Here is a 21473-nt window from a genome sequence, read left to right as displayed (position 1 = left end):
GATGCAACCATTAAAAACTGTGTTAACAATTGCGGGCGGCAGTATCGGAGGCAGAATTGACTGGTAATTTGAATGGGATGGCAGAAGACCTGTATCTGGGCATCAAAGACCTGCCGATCGTGTCTCCGCATGGTCACTGCGATCCGGGTTGGTTTGCAACCGATGCGCCGTTTCCCAACCCGGCAGAGCTGTTGGTGGTTCCCGACCACTACGTGTTCCGTATGCTCTATTCGCAGGGCGTTCCCTTGTCCGAACTTGGCGTTGGGGAAGAGGGACGAAAAAAGGATCCTCGCGCCGTGTTCCGCACCTTTGCCGAGCACTGGCATCTGTTTCTGGGAACGCCATCCCGGATCTGGATGAACTACGTGCTGCATGAAACGCTGGGCGTGTCTGACGAGTTGTCTTCGCGCACGGCAGACCTGATCTATGACAAGATCTCAGAAAAGCTCGCGCAACCCGAGTTTCGCCCGAGGGCTTTGTTCGACAGGTTTGGGATCGAGGTTCTGGCTACCACGGATTCCGCTCTCGACGACCTCGTGGAGCATCAGGAGATCCGTGCAAGCGGTTGGGGCGGGCGGGTTGTTCCGACGTTCCGCCCAGACGGGGTTTTGGATGGGGCGGATCCGGAGTTCGTACAGAACCTGAACAAGTTGGCCGAACTGACAGGTTGCGATCTGGGCAGCTATGATGGCTATCTCGATGCGCTGCGGATGCGGCGGGCTTATTTCATCCAGCTGGGCTGTACAGCCACCGACCACGGTATCGAACGCGTGCAGACCGAGTGGCTGGAAGATCCGGATGCGATGTACCAGCGGCTGAGACGGAGGGAAGGGACCGAACAGGATGCTCGCCGGTTCTATGGGCATATGCTGATCGAAATGGCACAGATGTCTGTCGATGATGGTCTTACCATGCAGATACATGCTGGGAGCAAGCGCAACACGAACCCCGCTGTAATGCGGGACTTCGGACGGGATAAGGGGGCCGACATTCCAATAGCGATGGACTGGGTCACGGGCCTTGAGGCACTGTTGAACCGGGTCGGAAACACGGCGGAACTGCGCATCATTCTGTTTACACTGGACGAAAGCACCTATGCCCGTGAACTGGCCCCGATGGCGGGACATTGGCCATGCCTTCGGATAGGGCCGCCTTGGTGGTTCCATGACAGCCCAGCCGGGATTGTGCGGTATTTCGATCAGGTTGTTGAAACGGCCGGATATTTCAATTTGGCCGGATTCAATGACGACACGCGAGCCTTTCTGTCCATTCCTGCACGACACGACCTTTGGCGGCGGGGCGTGGCGATTCATCTGGCCGAGCAGGTTGCGCGCGGTTGCTTCAGTCGGGACAGTGCCGAGCATCTTGCGCGGTTGCTGGCGGTTGATCTGGCGAAACAGGTTTACGGGTTGCAAAGCTAGATGGGTACAATTCTTCATTTCGGCCTTGGAAACTTTGCCCGGGCGCATTTGCTGGACTACACCGATCAAGCGGGCGGATGGGACGTTGTCGGCGTCAGCCTGCGTTCATCCTCGGTTCGAGATGGATTGGCCCGTCAGGGTTTCGAGTACGACCTGTGCGTACAGGGGCAGGGCGTCCGGCGCATCAAGGCCCTGCGGGACGTTCTGGTCGCGCCCGAGGATCGTGCAGCGGTATTAGACGCGATGGCGGATGCCGAGATTATCTCGGCGACCGTGACCGAGAAAGGTTATCATTTGGATGCCGCGGGCAAGCTGAACCTTCAGGACTCGGCGATTGCCGCCGATCTGGCGGGGCAAGGGCCTGCGACGCTGATCGGGTTTCTGGCTTTTGGCCTTGCGGAACGGCGCAAGCCAGTGACGGTGCTGAGTTGCGACAACCGCATGGAAAACGGAAAAACGCTCGAGATGGCCGTTTCCGATTTTGCGAATGCAGCCGGTCTGGACGTCAATTGGGATGCCGTTCGCTTTCCCAACGCGATGGTCGACCGGATCACCCCGGCCACTACGGACGCCGTTCGCGCAATCTGCGGCGATCCTATGGCCGTACCGACCGAAGCGTTCTCGGAGTGGGTGGTCGAAGACAATTTTGCCGGTCCGCACCCGGAATGGCCTGGCGTGCAACTGGTCGATGATGTGGCCCCGCACGAGATGCGAAAGCTGCGCATGTTGAACGGTGCCCATTCCCTGTTGGCTTATGCAGGTTTGGAGCGGGGCCTGAGCTACGTTCACGAAGCGGTTCGAGACCCGGTCTTGCGCCCGCTTGTTTCCGGGTTGATGAAGGATGCGGGTGCAACGCTGCCCGCTGCGCTGCAAGCGCAGGTCATGGACTATGCCGAGGCTCTGTTGCGCCGGTTTGAAAACCCCGAGCTGGCGCACCGTTTGGACCAAATAGCGATGGATGGCAGCCAAAAGCTGCCCTATCGGTTTATTCCCACACTCCGTGAAACCGGGTCTCAGGCGGCGATCACGGGGGTGCGGGCCTGGATTTCCTATTGCACGTCTGAGACCGCCAAAGGCAGGGCGCTGAACGATCCTTGCGCGTCGGAAATCGCTTTGGCTGCCAAGCAGCCAGATCCGCTAGTGCCGCTTTTGCGTCTTGTCGGGGCCGAAGACCTCGCGCCACTTATCCGGGAATGATCGCGCCGCGGAACTGAACAACGGTGGATGCCAGATTGTGTCCAGCCATCAGGGCCACGGCCTGTGATTTCCCGGTCAGCAAGGCCGCGAGGTACCCACCGTTGAAACTGTCGCCCGCTGCTGTGGTATCCAGTACGCTCTTGGCAGGTTCATAGGTTTGTTCAATGTTCTGACCGATGGACAGAGGTCCGTTCTCTCCGCGTTTCAACGCACCGATGCCGTGATGGACGGCAAAGCGTGCTGCCACCTGATCCGCGCTTTCCCCGAACAGTGCCATCTCGTCGTCGATGGATGGCAGGGCAATGTCAGCACGCCGCCAAAGCCGCTGGTTGATCTGCCGGGCGTGTTCAACGCTGTCCCAAAGACGCGGACGAAAGTTGCTGTCATAGACCAACCGGACGGAAGAGCCTTCGAGCCAGTCCAGAAGCGCAAGCCGAACCGTTTGCGGAAGAATGGCCACAGAAATACCCGACAAGTACAGCACGTCATAACCGTTCAACGAGCTGAAATCGTGATCGGCAAAAAGCTGGCGGGCGGCCGCCTCACTGCGCCAATAGGTAAAGCTGCGTTCACCGTCCGCGGATGTCGTGATTGCATATAATCCAGGAGAGGCGTTCGGAATGATGCGGATGCCGGATGTCCCGATGCGATGGCTGGCGATGAAGTCCGCGATGCGCCCCGAAAACGGGTCGTCACCCAGACATGTCACATACCCCACCTGCAGGTCAGGCGCTGCGCGGCGCATGTAGATGGCTGTGTTCAGCGTATCCCCCGCGACGCCTACCTGTGCGCCGGTTTCCAGCATGGACAATTCGATCATTGCTTCGCCGATGCAGGCAATTCGCGTCATTTCTTTTCTCTTTTCCAGATGATGAGCCCGGCGACCATGATCAGCGCAGCTCCTGCCAACGTGAATGCATCAGGTACCGTGTTAAAGAACAGATAGCCCCAAATCGCAACATAGACTAGGAACGAATAGGTGAATGGCATCAACTGGTTGGCCGTTCCGAACCGATGCGCGTTCGTCAGCAGTTGATGCCCGCCCCAGCCAAAGACGCCAAGGCCGATCAGGACAATCAGGCTCCAGGTGTTTTCCGGCTGGACCCAGTACCAGAGGGCGAAGGGCAACAGAACTACAGTCCCGGTAAGCCCGAGGTAGAATTGCATGGTGTCCACCGCAACAACCCCGGACAGCCTGCGCGTCATGATCGAGTACAAGGCCAACGCGGTGGCGTTGTAGACGATCAGCAGCATAGTTGGATGAAAGGCCGAACCAAACGGCTGCACGACAACCAACACCCCCAGAAAGCCCAGGATGATGGCCGCCCAACGCCATGGGCCCACGCTTTCTTTCAACACGAAGACGGACAGAAAACACACGATGACCGGGCTGGAAAACATGATTGCCGATACGACGGTCAGAGGCAAAAACCGCAGGGCATAGAAATTGAAAACGGTCGCCGAGATCAGCAACAAGGCCCGGCTTATGACTTGCCATGGATGGTCCGTTTTGAACCGGCCGGCCTCAATCCCACCTTTGGCGATCACGCCCACCGAGATCACGAAGTGCCCCGCATAGCGCATGAACGCCAACTGAAATGCCGGCACGCCGGCCAACGCCAACCACTTGGCCCCAAGGTCCACCAGCGAAAAGATCAGCCACGCCATCAGCATCAGCACGATGCCAAGGCGCGGCAGGTCCGCAGTGGGGTTGGCGGTGACGCCCATCGATTAGGTGTTGAAACGCTTGACGTAGTAGTCAACCATCTGGCTGACCATGTCATCCGCCTGACCGTGGTCGCGCGCGTCCTTCAGCGCCGAAAGCGCACCCTGCGACATCACGCTTGAAACGCCTGCCTCGCGCGCCATTCGATCATAGTACCCAAGGTCTTTTGCAGCGTTCTTGATGGCAAAGGCCAGCTGGTTTGGATCATTCTCGACACCGTAGGCCTTCACGAAATCCATCATTCCGGAATGCAGCGGCCCTGCGGCCATCACGTCGTACAGCTGCTTGCGGTCAACGCCGGTGATGTCGGCCATGGCAAAGGCCTCGGCCATCGCGTTCGCAACGGTCATTCCGAAGAAGTTGTTGATCAGTTTGATGGTGTGTCCCGATCCGACCGGGCCAAGGTAAAAGACGTTCTCGCCCAGGTCCTTTAGTGTCGGCTCGGCCTTGTCAAAGGCAGCCTTGTCGCCGGACGTCATGATGTTGAGCTTGCCTTCCAGCGCGTGCGAGGGCGTCCGGCCAAGCGGCGCATCAAGATAGCTTCCGCCGGCTGCGGCAACCTCCTTGGCCACGGCGCGCGTGCTGCCCGGAAGCGAGGTGCCAAAGTCGATGACGATCGCCCCGGGTTTCAGTCCCGCGATCACTCCATCAGCACCACGCATACGGCCCTCGACCTGTTCAGAGGTTCCCATGCACAGCATCACGATGTCGCAGACCTGAGCCAGTTCCCGGGCGTTTTGCGCCTCGCGGGCGCCCCGGTCAATGGCGGCGTCCAGATGTGTGCGGTCTCGGTTTCCCAACACGGTGACCGAGTATCCCTGGTCCAACAGCCGGCTCACCATGGCTCCGCCCATGAGACCCAGGCCGATAAACCCGATTGATGGTTTGCTCATTGGTTTCCCTTTCCGTGAATGTGTCTGGTTTTCATTCTTGTGTCTGGTGTGTGCGGTTTCGCGGTTTGGATGCTAATTCGCCCGGAGGACAATCGCTGGTTCTTGAGTGGCAGGTATATTGCCGGACCGCATGTACATCAGGCCGGCGCCCGCACTCGAGCTGATCGCGCCTTAAGCCCCATTTCGATCCTTGATGTGACTTCGAGCGTCCGGGCCGCATCCTCGACGTCGATCAGTGGAAACGCGCCGTCGATCACGTCAAGAAAGTGATCCAGTTGCGCCTCCAGCGGTGCGCGTTGCTGTTCCGGTCGTGTAAGTTGTTTTTTTTGGGCCGCAGTACTCCAATCATTTCCGCGCCACAGGGTCATAGAGGGAAAACTGACAGCGCCGCTGGTTCCCGTGATCCACATCATGTCCTGGTGGGTCGTGCCGATGTTCGGATTTTCGCCGGTTCCGGCTTCAAACCCCCAGGGACTGGGCGCGGTGTCAGCAAAGCTGATGGCGCCCGTCGCGCCGTTTTCGAACGCAATCGCGACCGCGCCGCTTTCTATCCGATCCGATCCGCGGATCGACGCACCGGGCAGGGCGACGACATCCGAGATTTCTCCGATCACAAAGCGCAGGACATCGATATCATGCACCAGGTTGATCATGACCGGGCTGCCATCCGAAGTCCGCCAGTTCTGTTCAAAATAGCTTTCGGGCTTGCGCATGGCCCACAACAACGAGACGTTGATGACTTGTCCGATCGCACCTTTCTCGATCACTTTTTTCAGGTGCTGCAAGGTGCTGTGATACCGCCGGTGGTGCCCCACCAGACTGCGGAGTTCGGCTTGACGAACGGCCGTCTTCAGGCGCAGGGCATCATCGACCGACGCGGCAACCGGCTTTTCGATCAGCATGTGCCAACCGCGGGATGCGGCCAGAATGCCATGTTCGGCATGCAGGCGGGTCGGCGTTGCAATGATAACGCCATCCACCGGGTCCCGCACCTCGTCCATACTGGCAAAACGCGGCGCGTCGATCTGGATCGAGCCGTCTGGATCGGCCAACCCGACCAACGTGCAGCCGGGATGCTCAATCACGGCGCGCACGTGGCGGATACCTATCAATCCGCCGCCGGCTACAAGGATCCGTTTCACATCACCGCTCCGATCTGCCAGGGAACGAACTCGTAATCACCCAAGCCCTGCGCCTCGGACTTGGTTTGCTCACCCGAGGCGACTTGGAGCAGTCGTCGGTATATTTCCTGTCCTTTTTCTTCGACGCTGACGCCTTTGGTCAGGATGTCGCCCGCATCAACGTCCATGTCTTCAGGCATGCGCGCTGCCAATTCCGAATTGGTGGCGATTTTGAGCGTGGGCGCCGGTTTCGATCCAAATGCAGAGCCGCGCCCCGTGGTGAAGCACACAAGGTTGCACCCGGCCGCGATCTGCCCTGTCACCGAGGCTGGGTCATATCCGGGGCTGTCCATAAAGGTGAAGCCCTTGGCGGTGATGGGTTCGGCGTACTTGAACACACCGGTCAAAGGGCTGGTTCCGCCCTTCGCCGCCGCCCCCAGCGATTTCTCAAGGATGGTCGTCAGACCCCCTTGTTTGTTGCCGGGGCTTGGGTTGTTGTCCATCGAACCGTGATTGCGGGCGGTGTAGTCCTGCCACCAATCGATCAGTCCGATCAGACTTTCCCCGGTTGCGCGATCAAGGGCACGGCGGGTCAAAAGGTGTTCGGCTCCGTAAATCTCGGGCGTCTCAGCCAAGACACCCGTGCCGCCTTGGGCGACCAACAGATCGCAGGCGCGTCCGAGCGCCGGGTTCGCGGTCACTCCGGACCAGGCGTCCGATCCACCGCATTGTAGCGCAACCATCAATTCGGACGCAGGGGCTTCGCTGCGCCGCGCCTCATTGGCAATGGGAAGCATCTGATTAATCTTGGTGATGCCCATTTCCACGGTCCGGCGCAGTCCGGCGATGTTCTGGATGTTCATCGTCTGGAAAGTGGGGTTCTGCTTCAGCCCATACGCGTCCAGCAGCCAGTCGATCTGGTTCATCTCGCAGCCCAGACCGACCATCAGAACGGCAGCGTGATTGGGATGTTTGGCAAACCCCCACATGACCCGTTGAAGAGCTTCGAAACCGTCGCCTGAATCGGCCATTCCGCAGCCTGTTCCGTGGACAAAAGCCACCACGCCGTCGACATTTGGATACTCGGCCAGCTTGTCCGGCGTGAAGTGATTGGCGATCATGCGAGCCGCCGTCGCCGAACAGTTCACGGTGGTCAGAACCGCGATGTAATTACGCGTACCGACCCGACCACTGTCCCGGTGGTAGCCCATGAACGTATCGACCGAAGCGGCGGGTCTCATAGGCCTGTGATCCGTCGCATACTCGTAGTCCACGCTGGTGTTGCGGAACTCGACATTGTGGGTATGCACATGATCGCCGGGGTGGATCATTTGGGTCGCGTAACCGATGATCTGGGCATATTTTCTCACCGGATCGCCCGGTACAATCATCTGCGTGGCGACCTTGTGGCCCGAGGGGATGCGCGCATTGGTCGTGACATCCTCGACCAAACTGCCGGCCTCCAGAGGCCGAGTTGCAACCACCACGCTATCCGTTCGATCTAAACGTACAAAAGTCATAATCAGCTTTCCTGGCAGCCGAATCTAAGCGCAAAAGGGCGAGTCCGATGTCCACCGGTGAATATCTATGTGCAGTTGCCCGGACAGCCTTGCCCGCGCCGCCTCCCAATTTGACTTGCAGACACGCCAATCACGCAGCTCGGTTTCGGGGCGCGATCTGGACCTCGCGATGAAGCCTGGGAAATGGTCTCGACCGGTGGGTTGGCCTGCTGCACTGAAGCGGATGTCGAAAGACCAGCGGAACCGGTCCGTTTTATTGACCAGCGACGCATGTGGTGTCAGAGGGTGAAACAGGATGATCCCGCCCGCCTTGACAGGCAGGGGCAGGGCGCGGTCTTCGTCAATGAACCCGTCGGCAATGCCTGTCTGCGTCCGCGCGCAATGCGGCAGGATGGATTGGTCCTGTGCCTTAGGCAGCACTTGCAGGCAGCCGTTTTCGACTGTTGCATCGTTGACGGCAATCCAGACCGTGACCATGTCGGTCTGGTCCGCATCCTCCAACGCAACTGCCCGGTCCTGATGCCAGTCCGTTGCGGTGATATGCGCCCGCACCTCGTCCTTGGACAGCTTGAGGGCAGGGGGCTTCAGCCGAACATGCTGGATCGGATTGCTGACCAACTCTGGCCCGATCAACTGCTCGACGATGTCCAGCATGGGTTGGGCCGTCAGCAAGTCGAACACGGCCGGCCCAATATGGAAAGGTGTGTCAGCCATGATCCGGTCGCCGGGCAATGAGATGTCCAATGGCTGAAAATAGTCGCAACCGGCCTGATAGGCGGACAGGAGTTTGTCCCAGAAGGACATTCCGGACGGCTCGTCCTTGACCAGCCCTTTATCGTACCAACCGTCATATAGCCGGTTCAGGACATCCGAATATTCGGCTTGCACCCGATCAAGGACGTCACCGGGAATTACATCCTCGACCACGAGGTATCCATCGGTCTGGAACTTGCCAATCTGATCTTGTGTCAGCATGTGTACAACCTCACAAAAGCAGCGCGATGATGCCCGGCCAGATCAGAAGAACGGAAAGCGCCAGCAACTGGATCCCGATGAATGGCAGGAAGCCGCGGAAGATATCCGTCAGGCTGATATGCGGCGGAGCCACAGATTTCAGATAGAACGCAGCCGGGCCGAACGGGGGGGACAGGAAGCTGACCTGCATGTTCATACAAAACACGACACCAAACCAGATCGCGACATGACTCGGTTGCAACTCGCCAATGAGACCGATTTCCTCGATAGGAAGGCGCAGGACGATCGGCAGAAAGACCGGAATGATTAACAGCACGATGCCGACCCAATCCATGAACGCGCCCATGAACAGCAGGATCAGCATCATTACCAGAATGACCAGCATGGTCGGCAGGTCTTGCCCGACGATCAGGTCGGCCACGTATTGAGGTCCGCCGGCAATGGTGTAGGCACCCGCCAGCGCGGCGGCCCCGATGGTGACCCATATGATGGTGCCTGTGGATTTGAGCGTCCGCATCAAGCTGTCCCAAACCAGCTCGAATGATCCTTCGCCCCGCAGAATGGCGATGATCAGAACAGCGAAGGCACCCATGCCTGCAGCCTCGGTGATGCCCGTGATCCCGCCATAGATCGAGCCGAGCACGACGCCGATGACGACCAGCGGCGCGACGAGACCTTTGCCCATTTCCCACCCGATTTTGGCGCGCTGTCTGCCAAAGACGAAGAAGATCAGCAGAAGGGCGATGATCGTGATGCCGGCAAACCAGGGCAGGTAGTCAGCCGTACCCAGCCGTGCGGGCTCGCCCTGGCTGGCAGCGTTCGAGCCGGAAAGCTCGAAAAACGCAGCCCGGATAAAAAGAACAGTAGAAAACCCAGCGACGACGATGCTCATGAAGGCCGCAAACAGTTTGCGCTTTTCAGCCGGTTCGGGGTCGCTCGGGTCCGGTTCCGGCAGCGGCGCGTGGTGAGGATTCAGCCGCGTGCGAATGATGATGTACAGGATGATCATCGAGGCCAGCATGAAGCCTGGAATGAAAGACGCGGTGAACAGCGACTTGATCGAGGTTTCGGTGATCAGCCCATAGATGATCAGAACGATCGAGGGCGGGATCATGGTACCCAGCGACCCCGAGGCGCAGATGACGCCGATCGCGAGGTTCTGATCATAGCCGAGGCGCAGCATCTGGGGCAGGGCGATCAGGCCCAGCAGGACAACCTCACCGCCGATGATGCCGGACATGGCCGCCATGATCACTGCCATAATCGAGGTCACGATCGCGATACCGCCACGCGTTCTGGACAGCCAGACATTCAGCGACGAATACATGTCGCGCGCGATCCCAGACCGCTCTAGCAGCGACGCCATGAAGATAAACAAAGGTACGGATATAAGCACATAGTCCGTTAAGAGCCCGTATATCTTTTGCGCCAGGATATAGAGCGGCCCAGTGCCTGGCCGCCCGGTGAGAATCCCGTCGCCGAATGAAAACGGGTTCAAAAGAAGTGTCGGTTCGAACTTCAGGACAAGAACCAGAACCGCAAGCGAAGCCGAGGCCAGACCCAGGGGCATCCCGATCGCCAGGAGAATGATCAGGGCGACCATCAGGATGAGTGAGATTGTTCCAATATCCATCAGTCTTGTCCCATCGCCCGTTTGATCATTTCAATTTCGTCTTCGTCCGGTTCATCTGTGTGGATTTCCGGTTCTTTGTTCCAATCCGCGACCAAGTTCAAAATTGCCTGCATTGCGACGAGCGTAATCACGATCAGTACCATCGGCTGCAACGTCGCCGGGATCGGAGGATTGAAGGCGGAGCCATAAAGCTCCCATTTATAGAGCTTATTGACGAACACCTGTTTGTAACTGCCGTAGACCAGAAAGAAGGCAAACAGGACGATCAGTATTGTCGAAACCGTGTCAAAAACGCGCTGAAGCCAACGTGGAACTGCGTCGTAAAGCAGGAATATTCGTATGTGACTGCGTTGCTGCATGGCGTAGTAGCCAGACATCAAAAACACAAAGCTGGCGAACCAGAGCGTCATTTCGTTGGCCCACTCGGTCGGCTTCTCAAGGATATAGCGCATGAAGACTTCGTAGAGCATGACGACAGTCATGATTGCTATCATCATCATCGTAACTCGGCCTATGAACAGGGCGAAACGATCCATAACCGTCGAGCCTTCGAACTCCATCGTCGCCGGGCGCACGGTCTTTGTACCAATCACTGCAAGAAACGGCAGAAGGACGAGCGCGGCCACGTCGATGATGTCGACAAACCCCCCGAACACACCCGGCAATTCTGGCGTGACGTCGCTGCGTAGATATATTTCCGTTACCTGACTTTTGAGGGATTCAGAGGTGTAAGGCAGCCAATCCAACAGGAATGCTGGAAGATGCCAAACAAGCCAACTGGCAGTCGCGACGAAGGCCAACGGTATGAGCCATTCAATTGGTCCGCCTGAATTCTTGTGCATCGCGTAACCCTCGTCCCTATCCTTCGATCCTGTAATGATCGATAAAGTCTCGATCCGGCTCGACACCCAGTCCGGGGCCAGTCGGGATCATGACACGGCCATTATTGGCCTTGACCTGATTTTGAATTTCCAGCGGTACGGTCAGCAGATCGTCCCGAAACTTGTTGTCCGTTGTGTCGAACTCCAGCATCGGCTCCCAAGGATGCAAACCGCCTGGAATTGCTGGCATGGCCGCCAGTAGGTGCAGATTAGTTGCGACGGCGATGGCGCTGCCCCAGACGTGATTTACGACCGGAGTGAAATGTGCGTGGCATAGGGCCAGTACCCTGAGATACTCTGAAACACCGCCCAAAGCGCATACTTCTGGCTGCGCTATGTCTATACCTCGATTTTCAAGAAGACTGCGCCAGGCCCAGCGGTTGAATACCGCCTCTCCGCCCGAGATGTTGACTTTAAGCGAAGCGCGCAATTCTCGGTATCCTTCCATGTCTTCTGGCGCGACGGGTTCTTCGAACCAATATGCGTCCAGTTCTTCCAGCGCCCGACCGACAAAAAACGCGTCCGAAGTCGTATAGGCATGGTTCGCATCGACCATAAAAGGAAAGTCGTCACCAACTCCGCGTCGAACTGCTTCGCACAGCTTCACATCAGGCTTCGGGCCAAAGCCCGTTTTCATTTTGGTGGCGGTAAACCCCATTGCCTTGATCTTTGCGGCTTCATCCTCAAAACGGCTGGCCAGATGAGAAATCGGTTCATCCCGGAGCATCATGCCGTAGCCGTAGCAAGGAACGCTTGTGCGATGCGCGCCCCCGACAAGTTTATGGAGGGGGAGGCCAGAGATTTTTCCGGTGATGTCCCAAAGTGCGATGTCCACCCCGGACAAAGCCTGTATTGGCATTCCGCCTTGGCCATGGTCTCGCAAAAGGTTGTACACCTTGTGCCAGATCACGTCTTTGTCCAAGGGGTCCAATCCGAGGACCATTGGTTGGATTACCTTTTCGACGATGGACTTGTTGGCTATGGCTACGTTTCCGGGACCAAAGCACTCGCCCCAACCGGTTACCCCTTCATCTGTCTGAATCTCGACCAGATGGGTTGTGCGCCTGTCATAATACTGTTGCGAGTAGCCCAGAACTTCCGGCATGTCGTACTGCAGTACATGACTTATAATTCTGGTAATTTTCATGAAGTTCTGAACCCTGGCGCAGATGCGGAGAGGCCGCTGATGCGGCCTTTCCGAGTGTCCTAATGCGGTCGAAGCCTGATTACTGCATTGCGCCCAGGTCACGCAGGAAGTTGATGTGGCTTTCCAAAAGCGCCTTTGCCTCAGGAGTCGTTGCGAACTCAGTCCAACCAACCTGAACGGCCGCGCGATACGCTGCCAGGTCTTCAGGCGACCATTCGTACAACTGAACACCTTTTGCCTTCAGGTCTTTTGCAGTCTGAGCGTTCTGCACTTCATTGATTGTCGCATTGTGCAATGCCAGGCTATCCATTGCGACTTCCATGATCTTCTTGTGGTGCGCAGGCATCGCTTCCCAGACGTCTTTGCGACAGGCTAGGTGATCTGCGGGCATCGAGTGGAAACCGGGATAGTTTGTATGACCTGCGATCTCGTACAGACCGAGGCCCACGTTGTTAGTCAGGTTCGCAGCATCCGCACCATCAATGATGCCGGTTTCCAAGGCCGTAAAGATTTCGTTGAAGTCCATCACGATCGGAGAAGCACCAAGTTCCGCGAACACTTTGGTTGCAAGGCCTGGAGGCGAGCGGAATTTCCAATCCTTGAAGTCTTCAACTTTTGCAATCGGCTTGGTCGAAGAAAGCGACTCCGGCCCGGGAATCCACCATCCGATGAACTCCATGTCGTAGCCGTTGTATAGATCGTTTACAGCTTCTCTTCCGCCGCCATGAAGAAGCCAAGCCATTTGCTGGTATGGGTTCTGATATCCGCCGAGCAGGTCACCCGCAAACTGGAAGGCCGGGTTTTTCCCGGTCTGATAGCCGCCGCCCGTCATGTCGCAATCCAGAATTCCCGTAGCTGCGGCATCGAAGGTTTCAACCGATTTGACCACCGAAGAGGAATAGAACATTTCAACTTCGATTTCGCCGTTCGACATTTCCTGAATGTCTTCAACGAATTTTGCAGCCATCTGGCCAGACAGAGTTTCGGGCGAAAAATGGGTTTGAATTCTAAGCTTCGTTGTTTCGGCCATCGCGAAACCGGCTGCCATTGTCGTGGCTACGGCCGCCACGGCCGCTGTCTTGACTACTTTCATATTGTCCTCCCAGACGTTGTGCGTTGCGCGGTGTGGAAGATCTTGCCGCCTCCTTTGCTGTCACGCAGGTAAACGTTAAGCCGACGAATCGAATGCAACAAGAAAAAATTGAAATTTCCAAAAATTTCGAGATTCTTGCGATAATTCGAAAATAAGTTTAGGACGCTACTTGGACAAAACTTTAAGGTGCATGCCGCGATGAACGAAGAAATAGATATTTATCAAGACCTTAAGATGCGCCTGATCTCTAATGGATTCGAGCATGGAGCCAAGGTGCGGGCCGAAGAACTACGTAAAGTGTATGGCTGTTCCGCAAGTGCGGTTCGTGAAGTCCTTTTTCGTTTGGCCGCTGTTGGTTTGGTGGACTTTCAGGAACAAAAAGGTTTCCGCGTACCAAAGCGTTCACCGCAGAAGCTTATCGAATTGACGCATGTCCGTGTTCTGTTGGAGGCCGAAGGCACCGCAATGTCGATCCGAAATGGCGGGGTGGATTGGGAAGCAAGATTGACGGCTGCACATCACAAACTCAGCCATATCGAAAAACGCATTCACGCCACGGACGACCCAAGCGACCTTGTCGAGATCTGGTTTGCCTCGGAGAAGGAGTTTCACCAGACGCTTATTTCTGCCTGTGGTTCGGAAACCTTAAAACAATTGCATAGCCGGATTTACGCGCAATTCAGACAACAGTTGATGGTGGCAGACCGGAACTTTGAGTTCATTTCTCAGAACATAAGGCATCATGCAGATATACTTGAAGCGGCATTGTCGGGGGATGAGCAGTTAACACGGGAGAAAATCCACAATCATCTGAAACGCCATCTAACCGGAAAGACGATGGGCGACTAAGGCCGAAAATCGTCTTCCAAATACACCTGAATGATATCATCAAAACTTGATTCCGCCTCAAACCCCAGCTTCAGAGCGCGATCTGTTTGAAAGTCGCGCGGCCAATTCTTGACTATTCCTTCAATTGTCTTGTCTGGTTTTCGCCTGATTAGGCCAACCGCGCCTTGACCGGCGACATTGCGCAGAGCTTCGATTTGTTCGGCGACGGTGCAACTGACACCTGGCATGTTCAAGGCGCGTCGGTCATTCAAAAGCTGCGTGTCCAATGTTGCTGCGTGGGTCAAAAAAGTCGCAGCGGCGCGGGGGCTAGCGTGCCAGTGTCGAACAGTTTCGGCAACTGGCAAGACAGCCTCATCCCCATTCAATGGCTCTCGGATTATACCTGAAAAGAAGGACGAAGCGGCAGCGTTGGCTTTGCCCGGGCGCACACACAAAGTGGGCAAGCGCAAGGAAACACCGTCGATATATCCTTTCCTGCTGAAATCCGTGATCATCAATTCAGCCGCCGCTTTCTGCGCTCCGTAACTGGTCAAAGGTGCCGAAAGGAACTCATCGGTTATCTTTTCAGGGAACGGTGACCCGAACACCGCTATGGATGAGGCAAAAACCAGGCGAGGAGTGTACTCCCTTCCTGATGCCTCGTGTTCATACGTAAGTGCGTTCAGCAGTGCCCACGTCGCCATAAGGTTTACATCCCAGCCCAACGCAAAGTCTGTCTCGGCTTGGCCAGAAACGATCGCTGCAAGATGGAAAATGACATCCGGTCGCTGCGCAGCAAAAGACTTAGCCATGCCTGACGCGGTCAAGTCCCCCACAATTTGATTACCTGCCGCACTGTCGGGCGGGAACGAGAGATCGAACAGTGAAACTTGGGCATCGGCTCCAAAGGTTTCTTGGGTCGACACGCGATGGGCCAGTTTCTGGCCCAGCATTCCTCCGCCGCCTATAATCAGGATCCGCGTCACAGCATTCCGTTCCGTTTTTTGAGTTCTAGATACAAAGCCGAATGATCCAGTTCGGCCCCATCCATTTCGTCAATCAGATATTCGAAACGGTCGCGCACAGATTGGGTGCTAGGTAGCTCAACGCCAAGGCTTCGCGCTTCCTCCAGCGTGTTGTCCAAATCCTTTAACTGAAACTTGGACAAACCTCCGGGTACAAAATTTCCGTCAGACATGCGTTCGCCATGTTGTTGCAAGATAATGCTATCAGCAAATCCCCCCTTCAGTGCGGCCCTCAACGCGGCAGGGTGAGCCCCGCCTCGCTGAGCCAGTAAAGTCGCTTCGGCGACAGCCGATATAGTCACAGCGACAATCGTCTGATTGGCCAATTTGCACAATTGGCCAGAACCACTTGGGCCTACATGCACAGGGCGGCCCATTGCTGACAGAACTGGTCGGACGCTCTCCATAACGTCCTGATCACCACCGACCATGATCGCAAGCGTGGCAGCTTCGGCACCTTTGGTGCCGCCGGAAACCGGGGCATCGAGATGCTGCAACCCCATCGAAGACAATTGCGCGGATTGTTCACGGGCGTGTTCGGGTTTGGCGCTGGACATATCAATCCAGATCATTCCGGGTTTGAGTTGTTTGCGGAAAGCCTCGTCAGAAAGTAGCGCGCCGGTCGCGTATCCGTCCGACAGCATCGTTACAATTACGTCTGCACCCGAAACCGCCAGCGGGGCAGTTTCCGCCAATGTCGCGCCTTCCGCCGTCAACGGTTTTGCCTTATCCAAGCTGCGGTTCCATACAGTTAGCGGAAATTCGGCGCGCAAAATATTCCTCGCCATAGGAGCGCCCATCAGGCCGGTTCCCAATAGAGCTACTTTGAACTGCTTGCTCATAATCCTCTGTCCTTCCGAAGGTGCGCCACGCATGGTTATGGCCAAACCAAAATCTCTGTCATACGCTAACGGCTCTGGGCCCACATGCCAGAAGTCGTTGCAAATCCACCAAGGTTTCTTTGCTTCTCGGTTGATCTGTGGGACGAAGCAACACTTGTCCAGTCGCCACTTTTAGGGTCGGAAAATGTATATGTCAGAGAGACTTAAGGGAAAAAACGTCCTGGTTACAGCCGCCGCACAAGGGATCGGACTTGCAAGCGCAATTGCGATGGCAAGAGAGGGTGCGAAAGTCTATGCGACGGATATTGACCCTGAAAAACTAAATTTGATTCGCGATCGGAATCTCGAAAATCTCGAAATTTTCGAGATGGATGTGACAAATAATGACAGTATTCATCATGGGGTCGCGCGAGCGCGGCCGGATGTTTTGTTCAACTGCGCCGGGTTCGTGCATCATGGAACTATTCTGGATGCAACCGATGAAGAATGGGACTTCGCCATGGACCTGAATGTGCGTTCAATGGTGCGCACAACAAAGGCTGTATTGCCGGGGATGCTAGAGCGCGGAGGAGGCTCGATTATCAACATGTCTTCCGCATTGGGTTCCATAATCGGTGCGCCAAATCGTTTTGTATATGGAACAACTAAGGCTGCTGTTGTTGGGCTGACGAAATCGGTAGCCGTGGACTTCATAACACAAGGAATTCGGTGCAATTGCATTTGTCCGGGAACAGTCGACAGTCCCAGTTGGCGTGACCGCGTAGATGCGTTGGGCGAGCAACTGGGCAGCAGAGAAGAAGCCCTTGCACAATTTGTGGCGCGTCAGCCCATGGGGCGTGTAGCGAAGGCAGAAGAGATTGCTGCATTGGTCGTCTATTTGGCGAGCGATGAAAGTGCATTCACCACGGGACACACGCACATAATTGATGGGGGATGGTCAGGCCAATGACTAAAATATCAAAAAATGATCTGCGATCTCGCAAGTGGTTCATGAATTCTGAGAACCTTGAGATGACGGCATTGTATCTTGAGAGATACCTGAATTACGGATTGACCCGCGCAGAACTGCAATCCGGCAAGCCGATCATTGGGATTGCTCAGACCGGGAGTGATTTGAGCCCCTGCAACCGGCATCATATCGAGTTGTCCAAACGCGTTCGCGACGGGATCATCGCCGCCGGGGGAACGTGCATCGAAATACCGGTCCACCCGATACAAGAGACCGGTAAACGGCCAACGGCCTCTCTCGACCGCAATCTGGCTTATCTGTCCCTGGTTGAGAGTCTATTCGGGTATCCGATTGATGGCGTTGTTCTTAACATTGGTTGCGACAAGACCACGCCCGCACTTCTTATGGCCGCTGCGACCGTCAACATCCCAGCGATTGCCCTGTCGGTCGGCCCAATGCTCAACGGCTGGTGGAAAGGTGAGCGCGCAGGATCAGGAACGGTTATTTGGAAAGCGCGCGAAGACCTTGCGGCTGATGAAATCGACACCGATGAGTTCATGGAGATCGCAGCCGCCGCGGCACCTTCGGTGGGTTATTGCAATACGATGGGAACAGCAACGACCATGAATTCGCTTGCTGAAGCCTTGGGTATGCAATTGCCAGGATCAGCAGCCATACCAGCCCCGTACAGAGAGCGCGGTCAAATCAGTTATGAAACGGGTAAACGCATTGTGGACATGGTCTGGGAGGATTTACGCCCCAGTGATGTGATGACACGTCAGGCTTTTGAGAATGCGATTGTCATAAACTCGGCGATCGGCGGATCGACAAATGCGCCGATCCACCTGAATGCAATCGCCCGGCATCTTGGTGTTCCATTGAACAACGATGATTGGCAGAAGCTTGGCCACGACGTTCCTCTGTTGGTTAACATGCAGCCTGCGGGAAAATATCTGGGCGAAGATTACCAACAGGCCGGGGGCATTCCCGCAGTTGTCGGAGAGCTTCTTGATGCAGGATTGCTGCCGCATCCCGATGCGATAACGGTGAACGGTAAGACGATAGGCAAAAATTGCTCGACGCGCCGGTCTCAGAATAGCGACGTGATCAAGCCTGTCAGTAGCCCGGTTAAGCCACAAGCGGGGTTCATCAATCTCTCGGGCAACTTGTTCGAGAGTGCGATTATGAAGACATCTGTGATCTCGCAGGCATTTCGAGAGACCTACTTGTCGAACCCGGATGATCCTAATGCATTTGAGGGCAGGGCGGTTGTGTTTGACGGGCCCGAGGATTTTCACCATCGGATCGATGATCCCGCCGAAAAAATCGATGCAAGCTGTATTCTGATTATGCGCGGAGCAGGACCAAAAGGGTACCCGGGTGCCGCAGAGGTCGTGAACATGCGTCCGCCTGCATATTTGTTGAAACAAGGCATCGAAGCCCTTCCTTGCATCGGTGATGGCCGGCAATCCGGCACATCAGGAAGCCCGTCTATCCTGAATGCTTCACCAGAAGCTGCAGAGGGCGGTGGGTTGGCCTTGGTGCGAACTGGCGACCGACTGCGCATCGATCTTGGCAAAGGCACAGCAGATATGCTGGTTTCGCTTGAAGAACTGCATGAACGCGCCCGCGATCTGGAGGCAAAGGGTGGGTATACAATGCCGCCCAATCAATCCCCATGGCAGGAAATATTCCGCGAAAAAGTAGATCGGTTGGATCGCGGTATGACGCTCAAGGGTGCCGAAAACTACCGCGATATCGCACGAGGCTTCATGCCACGCGACAATCACTAAAAGGAACAGAAATGAAACTTGTTCGTTACGGAGCCGAGGGCTCGGAAAAGCCTGCTTTGGTCGATTCCCAGGGTCAATTGCGGGATTTGTCCGCCCACATCAATGATGTTACGGGCGATGTTCTGGATGACGGAACGCTTGATAATCTGCGCTCATTGGATCCGAATAACCTGCCAATTGTCGAGGGGGATCCTCGTATCGCACCGTGTGTCGGTGGCATCGGAAAATTTCTTTGCATCGGTTTGAATTACTCGGACCATGCCGCAGAAACCGGCGCAGATATTCCAGAGCATCCGATACTTTTTTTCAAGGCAAACTCAGCCGTCATTGGTGCCTATGATGATGTTGTCATGCCGCGCGGATCTACTCACACCGACTGGGAATGCGAACTGGGCGTCGTCATCGGCAAAACGGCCAAATACGTGTCCAAGGCCGACGCGCTCGAATACGTTGCCGGTTATTGCATCGTGAACGATGTGTCTGAAAGGCACTTTCAAACTCAACTGACCGGTCAATGGACCAAAGGCAAGTCTTGCGACACATTTGGCCCCACAGGTCCTTGGCTAGTGACCCGGGATGAGGTGACGGATCCTCAAAGCCTTGGTATGTCACTGGATGTGAACGGTCAGCGCATGCAAACCGGGAATACTTCTACGATGATCTTTTCCGTTGCCGAGATCATTGAACATCTAAGCCAACTTTTCACACTGCACCCCGGTGACGTCATTTCAACTGGAACACCGCCCGGCGTCGGAATGGGGATCAAACCGGAACCAGTTTACCTGAAAAAAGGCGACGTCATGGAGCTTCGCATCGATGGGCTTGGTGTTCAGCGGCAAACGGTCGGCCAAGATGACTGACTTATTGCAAATCGGCGGGATCACTGAACGGATGCGAGAACGCCTGTCCGCAGCGTTCGACATTCATCAATTGGACGATTTCAACGCGGATAGTATTACGCATATCGTAACGAACGGGCACGATGGTGTTCCGCATGACCTGATGACATCACTCAGTAATCTTAAGATGATCAGTGTCTATGGGGTCGGTTACGACGCCGTCGACGCCAGTGCTGCGGCTAAGCGCGGAATTGTTGTGACACACACACCTGATGTTTTGAACAAAGAAGTCGCAACCACCGCCGTTCTGCTATTGCTGTCATGTTACCGAGAGCTTTTACGTGACGACAATTACGTTCGGTCCGAACGGTGGGAGGTTGAAGGCAATGCCCCTTTGACCCGATCAGCAGACAATCAAAAGATAGGCATTCTTGGTCTTGGTCGCATTGGTCAGGCGATCGTTGATAAGTTAGAGCCGTGGGCCCCCGAAATCTCTTATCATACCCGCAATCAAAAGGATGTCCCGTACCGCTATTTTGACAATTTGGTTGAAATGGCAGAACATGTTGACGTCCTCATATGCATCACGCCCGGCGGTCCGTCGACCAATAGGCTGGTCAACGCTGAGGTGCTTCGCGCGTTGGGGGCGGGCGGCACTCTGATAAACGTTAGTCGAGGTTCGGTCGTCGACGAAACTGCCCTTATCAACGCATTGCAAAACGGCGAGCTTGGGTGGGCGGGGCTTGATGTTTTCGAGGACGAACCGCGTGTTCCAAAAGCGTTGCGCGAGATGTCCAATGTCGTTCTGCTCCCTCACGCTGGTAGCGCGACTATTGAGACGCGTGCAGCTATGGGTGACCTAACCGTCGACAATCTTCTGCAACACCTTAAGGACGGATCGGTGATCACAGCTGTGCCAGAATGCAGAGATCTGTAAAAGGCCAATCTGAAGAGTGTTTGAGTTTGCTGTCGCGGTTTTCTTTCTGCTGATTACGCCGGGCCCAGGTGTTCTAACAACTGCGGGTATTGGATCAGCATTTGGTTTTCGAGCTGGTCTCGCCTTCGTGGCTGGTTTGATGCTGGGCGGGTTCATCAACATGATGTTGGTTGTGTCTGGAGTCGCTGCGGTAGCTTTGGCTATACCGGCGCTCAGAACTTTGCTGCTATTCGCCTCAGTCGGGTATTTGGTATTTCTGGCCTGGCGAATTGCCAGCGCTGGCTCAAAGGTCGGGTTTTCTCCAGCGGTTTCGCCACTTGGTTTTGCGAATGGGCTGACACTTCAGTTCATTAATCCCAAGGCTTACGTGGTCAGCACAGCATTGTTTTCAGGGTTTGCCTTTTTGCCCGATGCGCCCGTTTGGGAGGTCGTCATAAAAATCCTTGTTTTCAATATGATATGGGTGCCAGTTCACATGATCTGGCTGGGTGCTGGCGCAAAACTGGGCAGACTTGATATAAGCCAAAGATCGCATCGAAGGATCAACTTTGCGATGGCGGCTTCCTTGATTGTTGTTGTGGTGATTGCTTTGGCGTCGGCGCTGTAAACGATATCTACGGTCAGTCGCATTCAGCATAGGATTGAAAGCCACA

19 protein-coding genes and 1 pseudogene are annotated in these 21473 nt (G+C 55.7%); 8 read left to right on the top strand and 12 right to left on the bottom strand.

What is annotated here, in order from left to right:
• Nucleotides 1–77: 77 nt before the first annotated feature.
• Nucleotides 78–1421 (top strand): glucuronate isomerase, encoded by a 1344-nt coding sequence (gene uxaC, locus GS620_RS11045; protein ID WP_171616146.1) that lies wholly within the window; start codon nt 78–80, stop codon nt 1419–1421.
• Nucleotides 1422–2618 carry a mannitol dehydrogenase family protein gene (locus tag GS620_RS11040; RefSeq protein ID WP_171615849.1) on the top strand — a complete coding sequence of 399 codons (1197 nt, stop codon included), beginning with the start codon at nt 1422–1424 and terminating at the stop codon, nt 2616–2618. It begins immediately after the preceding gene.
• On the opposite strand, the gene GS620_RS11035 is transcribed toward GS620_RS11040, so the two are convergent.
• From GS620_RS11035 to GS620_RS10990, 10 genes and pseudogenes are all read right to left on the bottom strand, one after another.
• A complete protein-coding gene (locus GS620_RS11035) occupies nt 2605–3468 on the bottom strand; it encodes a sugar kinase (protein WP_171615847.1) in 864 nt (287 codons plus the stop codon). The two genes, GS620_RS11040 and GS620_RS11035, sit on opposite strands and share 14 nt — an antisense overlap.
• Entirely contained in the window at nt 3465–4346 is an 882-nt protein-coding gene (locus tag GS620_RS11030; protein ID WP_171615845.1) for a DMT family transporter, read from the bottom strand. Before GS620_RS11030 ends, GS620_RS11035 begins: the two co-directional genes overlap by 4 nt.
• Before the next feature lie 3 nt (nt 4347–4349).
• A pseudogene (locus tag GS620_RS11025) lies at nt 4350–5273 on the bottom strand (NAD(P)-dependent oxidoreductase); the annotation flags it as partial.
• A gap of 101 nt (nt 5274–5374) precedes the next feature.
• A complete protein-coding gene (locus tag GS620_RS11020; RefSeq protein WP_171615843.1) occupies nt 5375–6379 on the bottom strand; it encodes a Gfo/Idh/MocA family oxidoreductase in 1005 nt (334 codons plus the stop codon).
• On the bottom strand, nt 6376–7878 hold the full coding sequence (locus tag GS620_RS11015; protein ID WP_171615841.1) for a UxaA family hydrolase: 1503 nt from the start codon (nt 7876–7878) through the stop codon (nt 6376–6378). Before GS620_RS11015 ends, GS620_RS11020 begins: the two co-directional genes overlap by 4 nt.
• 24 nt (nt 7879–7902) lie before the next feature.
• Nucleotides 7903–8853 (bottom strand): phytanoyl-CoA dioxygenase family protein, encoded by a 951-nt coding sequence (locus GS620_RS11010; protein ID WP_171615839.1) that lies wholly within the window; start codon nt 8851–8853, stop codon nt 7903–7905.
• A gap of 10 nt (nt 8854–8863) precedes the next feature.
• Nucleotides 8864–10486, bottom strand: a complete 1623-nt coding sequence (locus tag GS620_RS11005) for a TRAP transporter large permease subunit (protein ID WP_171227998.1) — start codon at nt 10484–10486, stop codon at nt 8864–8866.
• The gene (locus tag GS620_RS11000) at nt 10486–11286 is read right to left on the bottom strand and encodes a TRAP transporter small permease subunit (protein WP_253283884.1); all 801 of its coding nucleotides are present in this window, start codon (nt 11284–11286) and stop codon (nt 10486–10488) included. Before GS620_RS11000 ends, GS620_RS11005 begins: the two co-directional genes overlap by 1 nt.
• Nucleotides 11287–11344: 58 nt before the next feature.
• Nucleotides 11345–12514, bottom strand: a complete 1170-nt coding sequence (locus tag GS620_RS10995) for a mandelate racemase/muconate lactonizing enzyme family protein (protein WP_171615837.1) — start codon at nt 12512–12514, stop codon at nt 11345–11347.
• Between the two features lie 79 nt (nt 12515–12593).
• Nucleotides 12594–13607 carry a TRAP transporter substrate-binding protein gene (locus GS620_RS10990; protein WP_171205500.1) on the bottom strand — a complete coding sequence of 338 codons (1014 nt, stop codon included), beginning with the start codon at nt 13605–13607 and terminating at the stop codon, nt 12594–12596.
• Between the two features lie 198 nt (nt 13608–13805).
• Between GS620_RS10990 and GS620_RS10985 the strand changes: the two genes are divergently transcribed.
• On the top strand, nt 13806–14456 hold the full coding sequence (locus tag GS620_RS10985; RefSeq protein WP_171231342.1) for a GntR family transcriptional regulator: 651 nt from the start codon (nt 13806–13808) through the stop codon (nt 14454–14456).
• Here GS620_RS10985 and denD read toward each other — a convergent pair.
• Both denD and GS620_RS10975 read right to left on the bottom strand, forming a co-directional pair.
• A complete protein-coding gene (gene denD, locus GS620_RS10980) occupies nt 14453–15421 on the bottom strand; it encodes a D-erythronate dehydrogenase (RefSeq protein ID WP_171615835.1) in 969 nt (322 codons plus the stop codon). The genes GS620_RS10985 and denD overlap by 4 nt on opposite strands.
• Nucleotides 15418–16335, bottom strand: a complete 918-nt coding sequence (locus GS620_RS10975; RefSeq protein WP_253283882.1) for an NAD(P)-dependent oxidoreductase — start codon at nt 16333–16335, stop codon at nt 15418–15420. The genes denD and GS620_RS10975 overlap by 4 nt, the downstream gene beginning before the upstream one ends.
• 157 nt (nt 16336–16492) lie before the next feature.
• Here GS620_RS10975 and GS620_RS10970 point away from each other — a divergent pair, with 157 nt between their 5' ends.
• Genes GS620_RS10970 through GS620_RS10950 form a run of 5 tightly spaced genes read left to right on the top strand, consistent with a single transcriptional unit; the run spans nt 16493 to nt 21427 of the window.
• Entirely contained in the window at nt 16493–17251 is a 759-nt protein-coding gene (locus tag GS620_RS10970) for an SDR family oxidoreductase (protein ID WP_171115147.1), read from the top strand.
• On the top strand, nt 17248–19044 hold the full coding sequence (locus GS620_RS10965; protein WP_171615834.1) for an IlvD/Edd family dehydratase: 1797 nt from the start codon (nt 17248–17250) through the stop codon (nt 19042–19044). The genes GS620_RS10970 and GS620_RS10965 overlap by 4 nt, the downstream gene beginning before the upstream one ends.
• A gap of 11 nt (nt 19045–19055) precedes the next feature.
• The gene (locus GS620_RS10960; protein ID WP_171615832.1) at nt 19056–19904 is read left to right on the top strand and encodes a fumarylacetoacetate hydrolase family protein; all 849 of its coding nucleotides are present in this window, start codon (nt 19056–19058) and stop codon (nt 19902–19904) included.
• A gap of 31 nt (nt 19905–19935) precedes the next feature.
• Complete coding sequence (locus GS620_RS10955; protein WP_253283880.1) at nt 19936–20820, top strand: 2-hydroxyacid dehydrogenase; 885 nt, start codon at nt 19936–19938, stop codon at nt 20818–20820.
• Between the two features lie 16 nt (nt 20821–20836).
• Nucleotides 20837–21427: a LysE family translocator gene (locus tag GS620_RS10950; protein WP_152458521.1), complete on the top strand. Its 591-nt coding sequence runs from the start codon at nt 20837–20839 to the stop codon at nt 21425–21427.
• Nucleotides 21428–21473 lie beyond the last annotated feature (46 nt).

This window comes from Ruegeria sp. HKCCD6428 (assembly GCF_013110595.1).
Lineage (GTDB): Bacteria > Pseudomonadota > Alphaproteobacteria > Rhodobacterales > Rhodobacteraceae > Ruegeria.
This window is presented reverse-complemented; position numbering and strand designations above follow the sequence as displayed.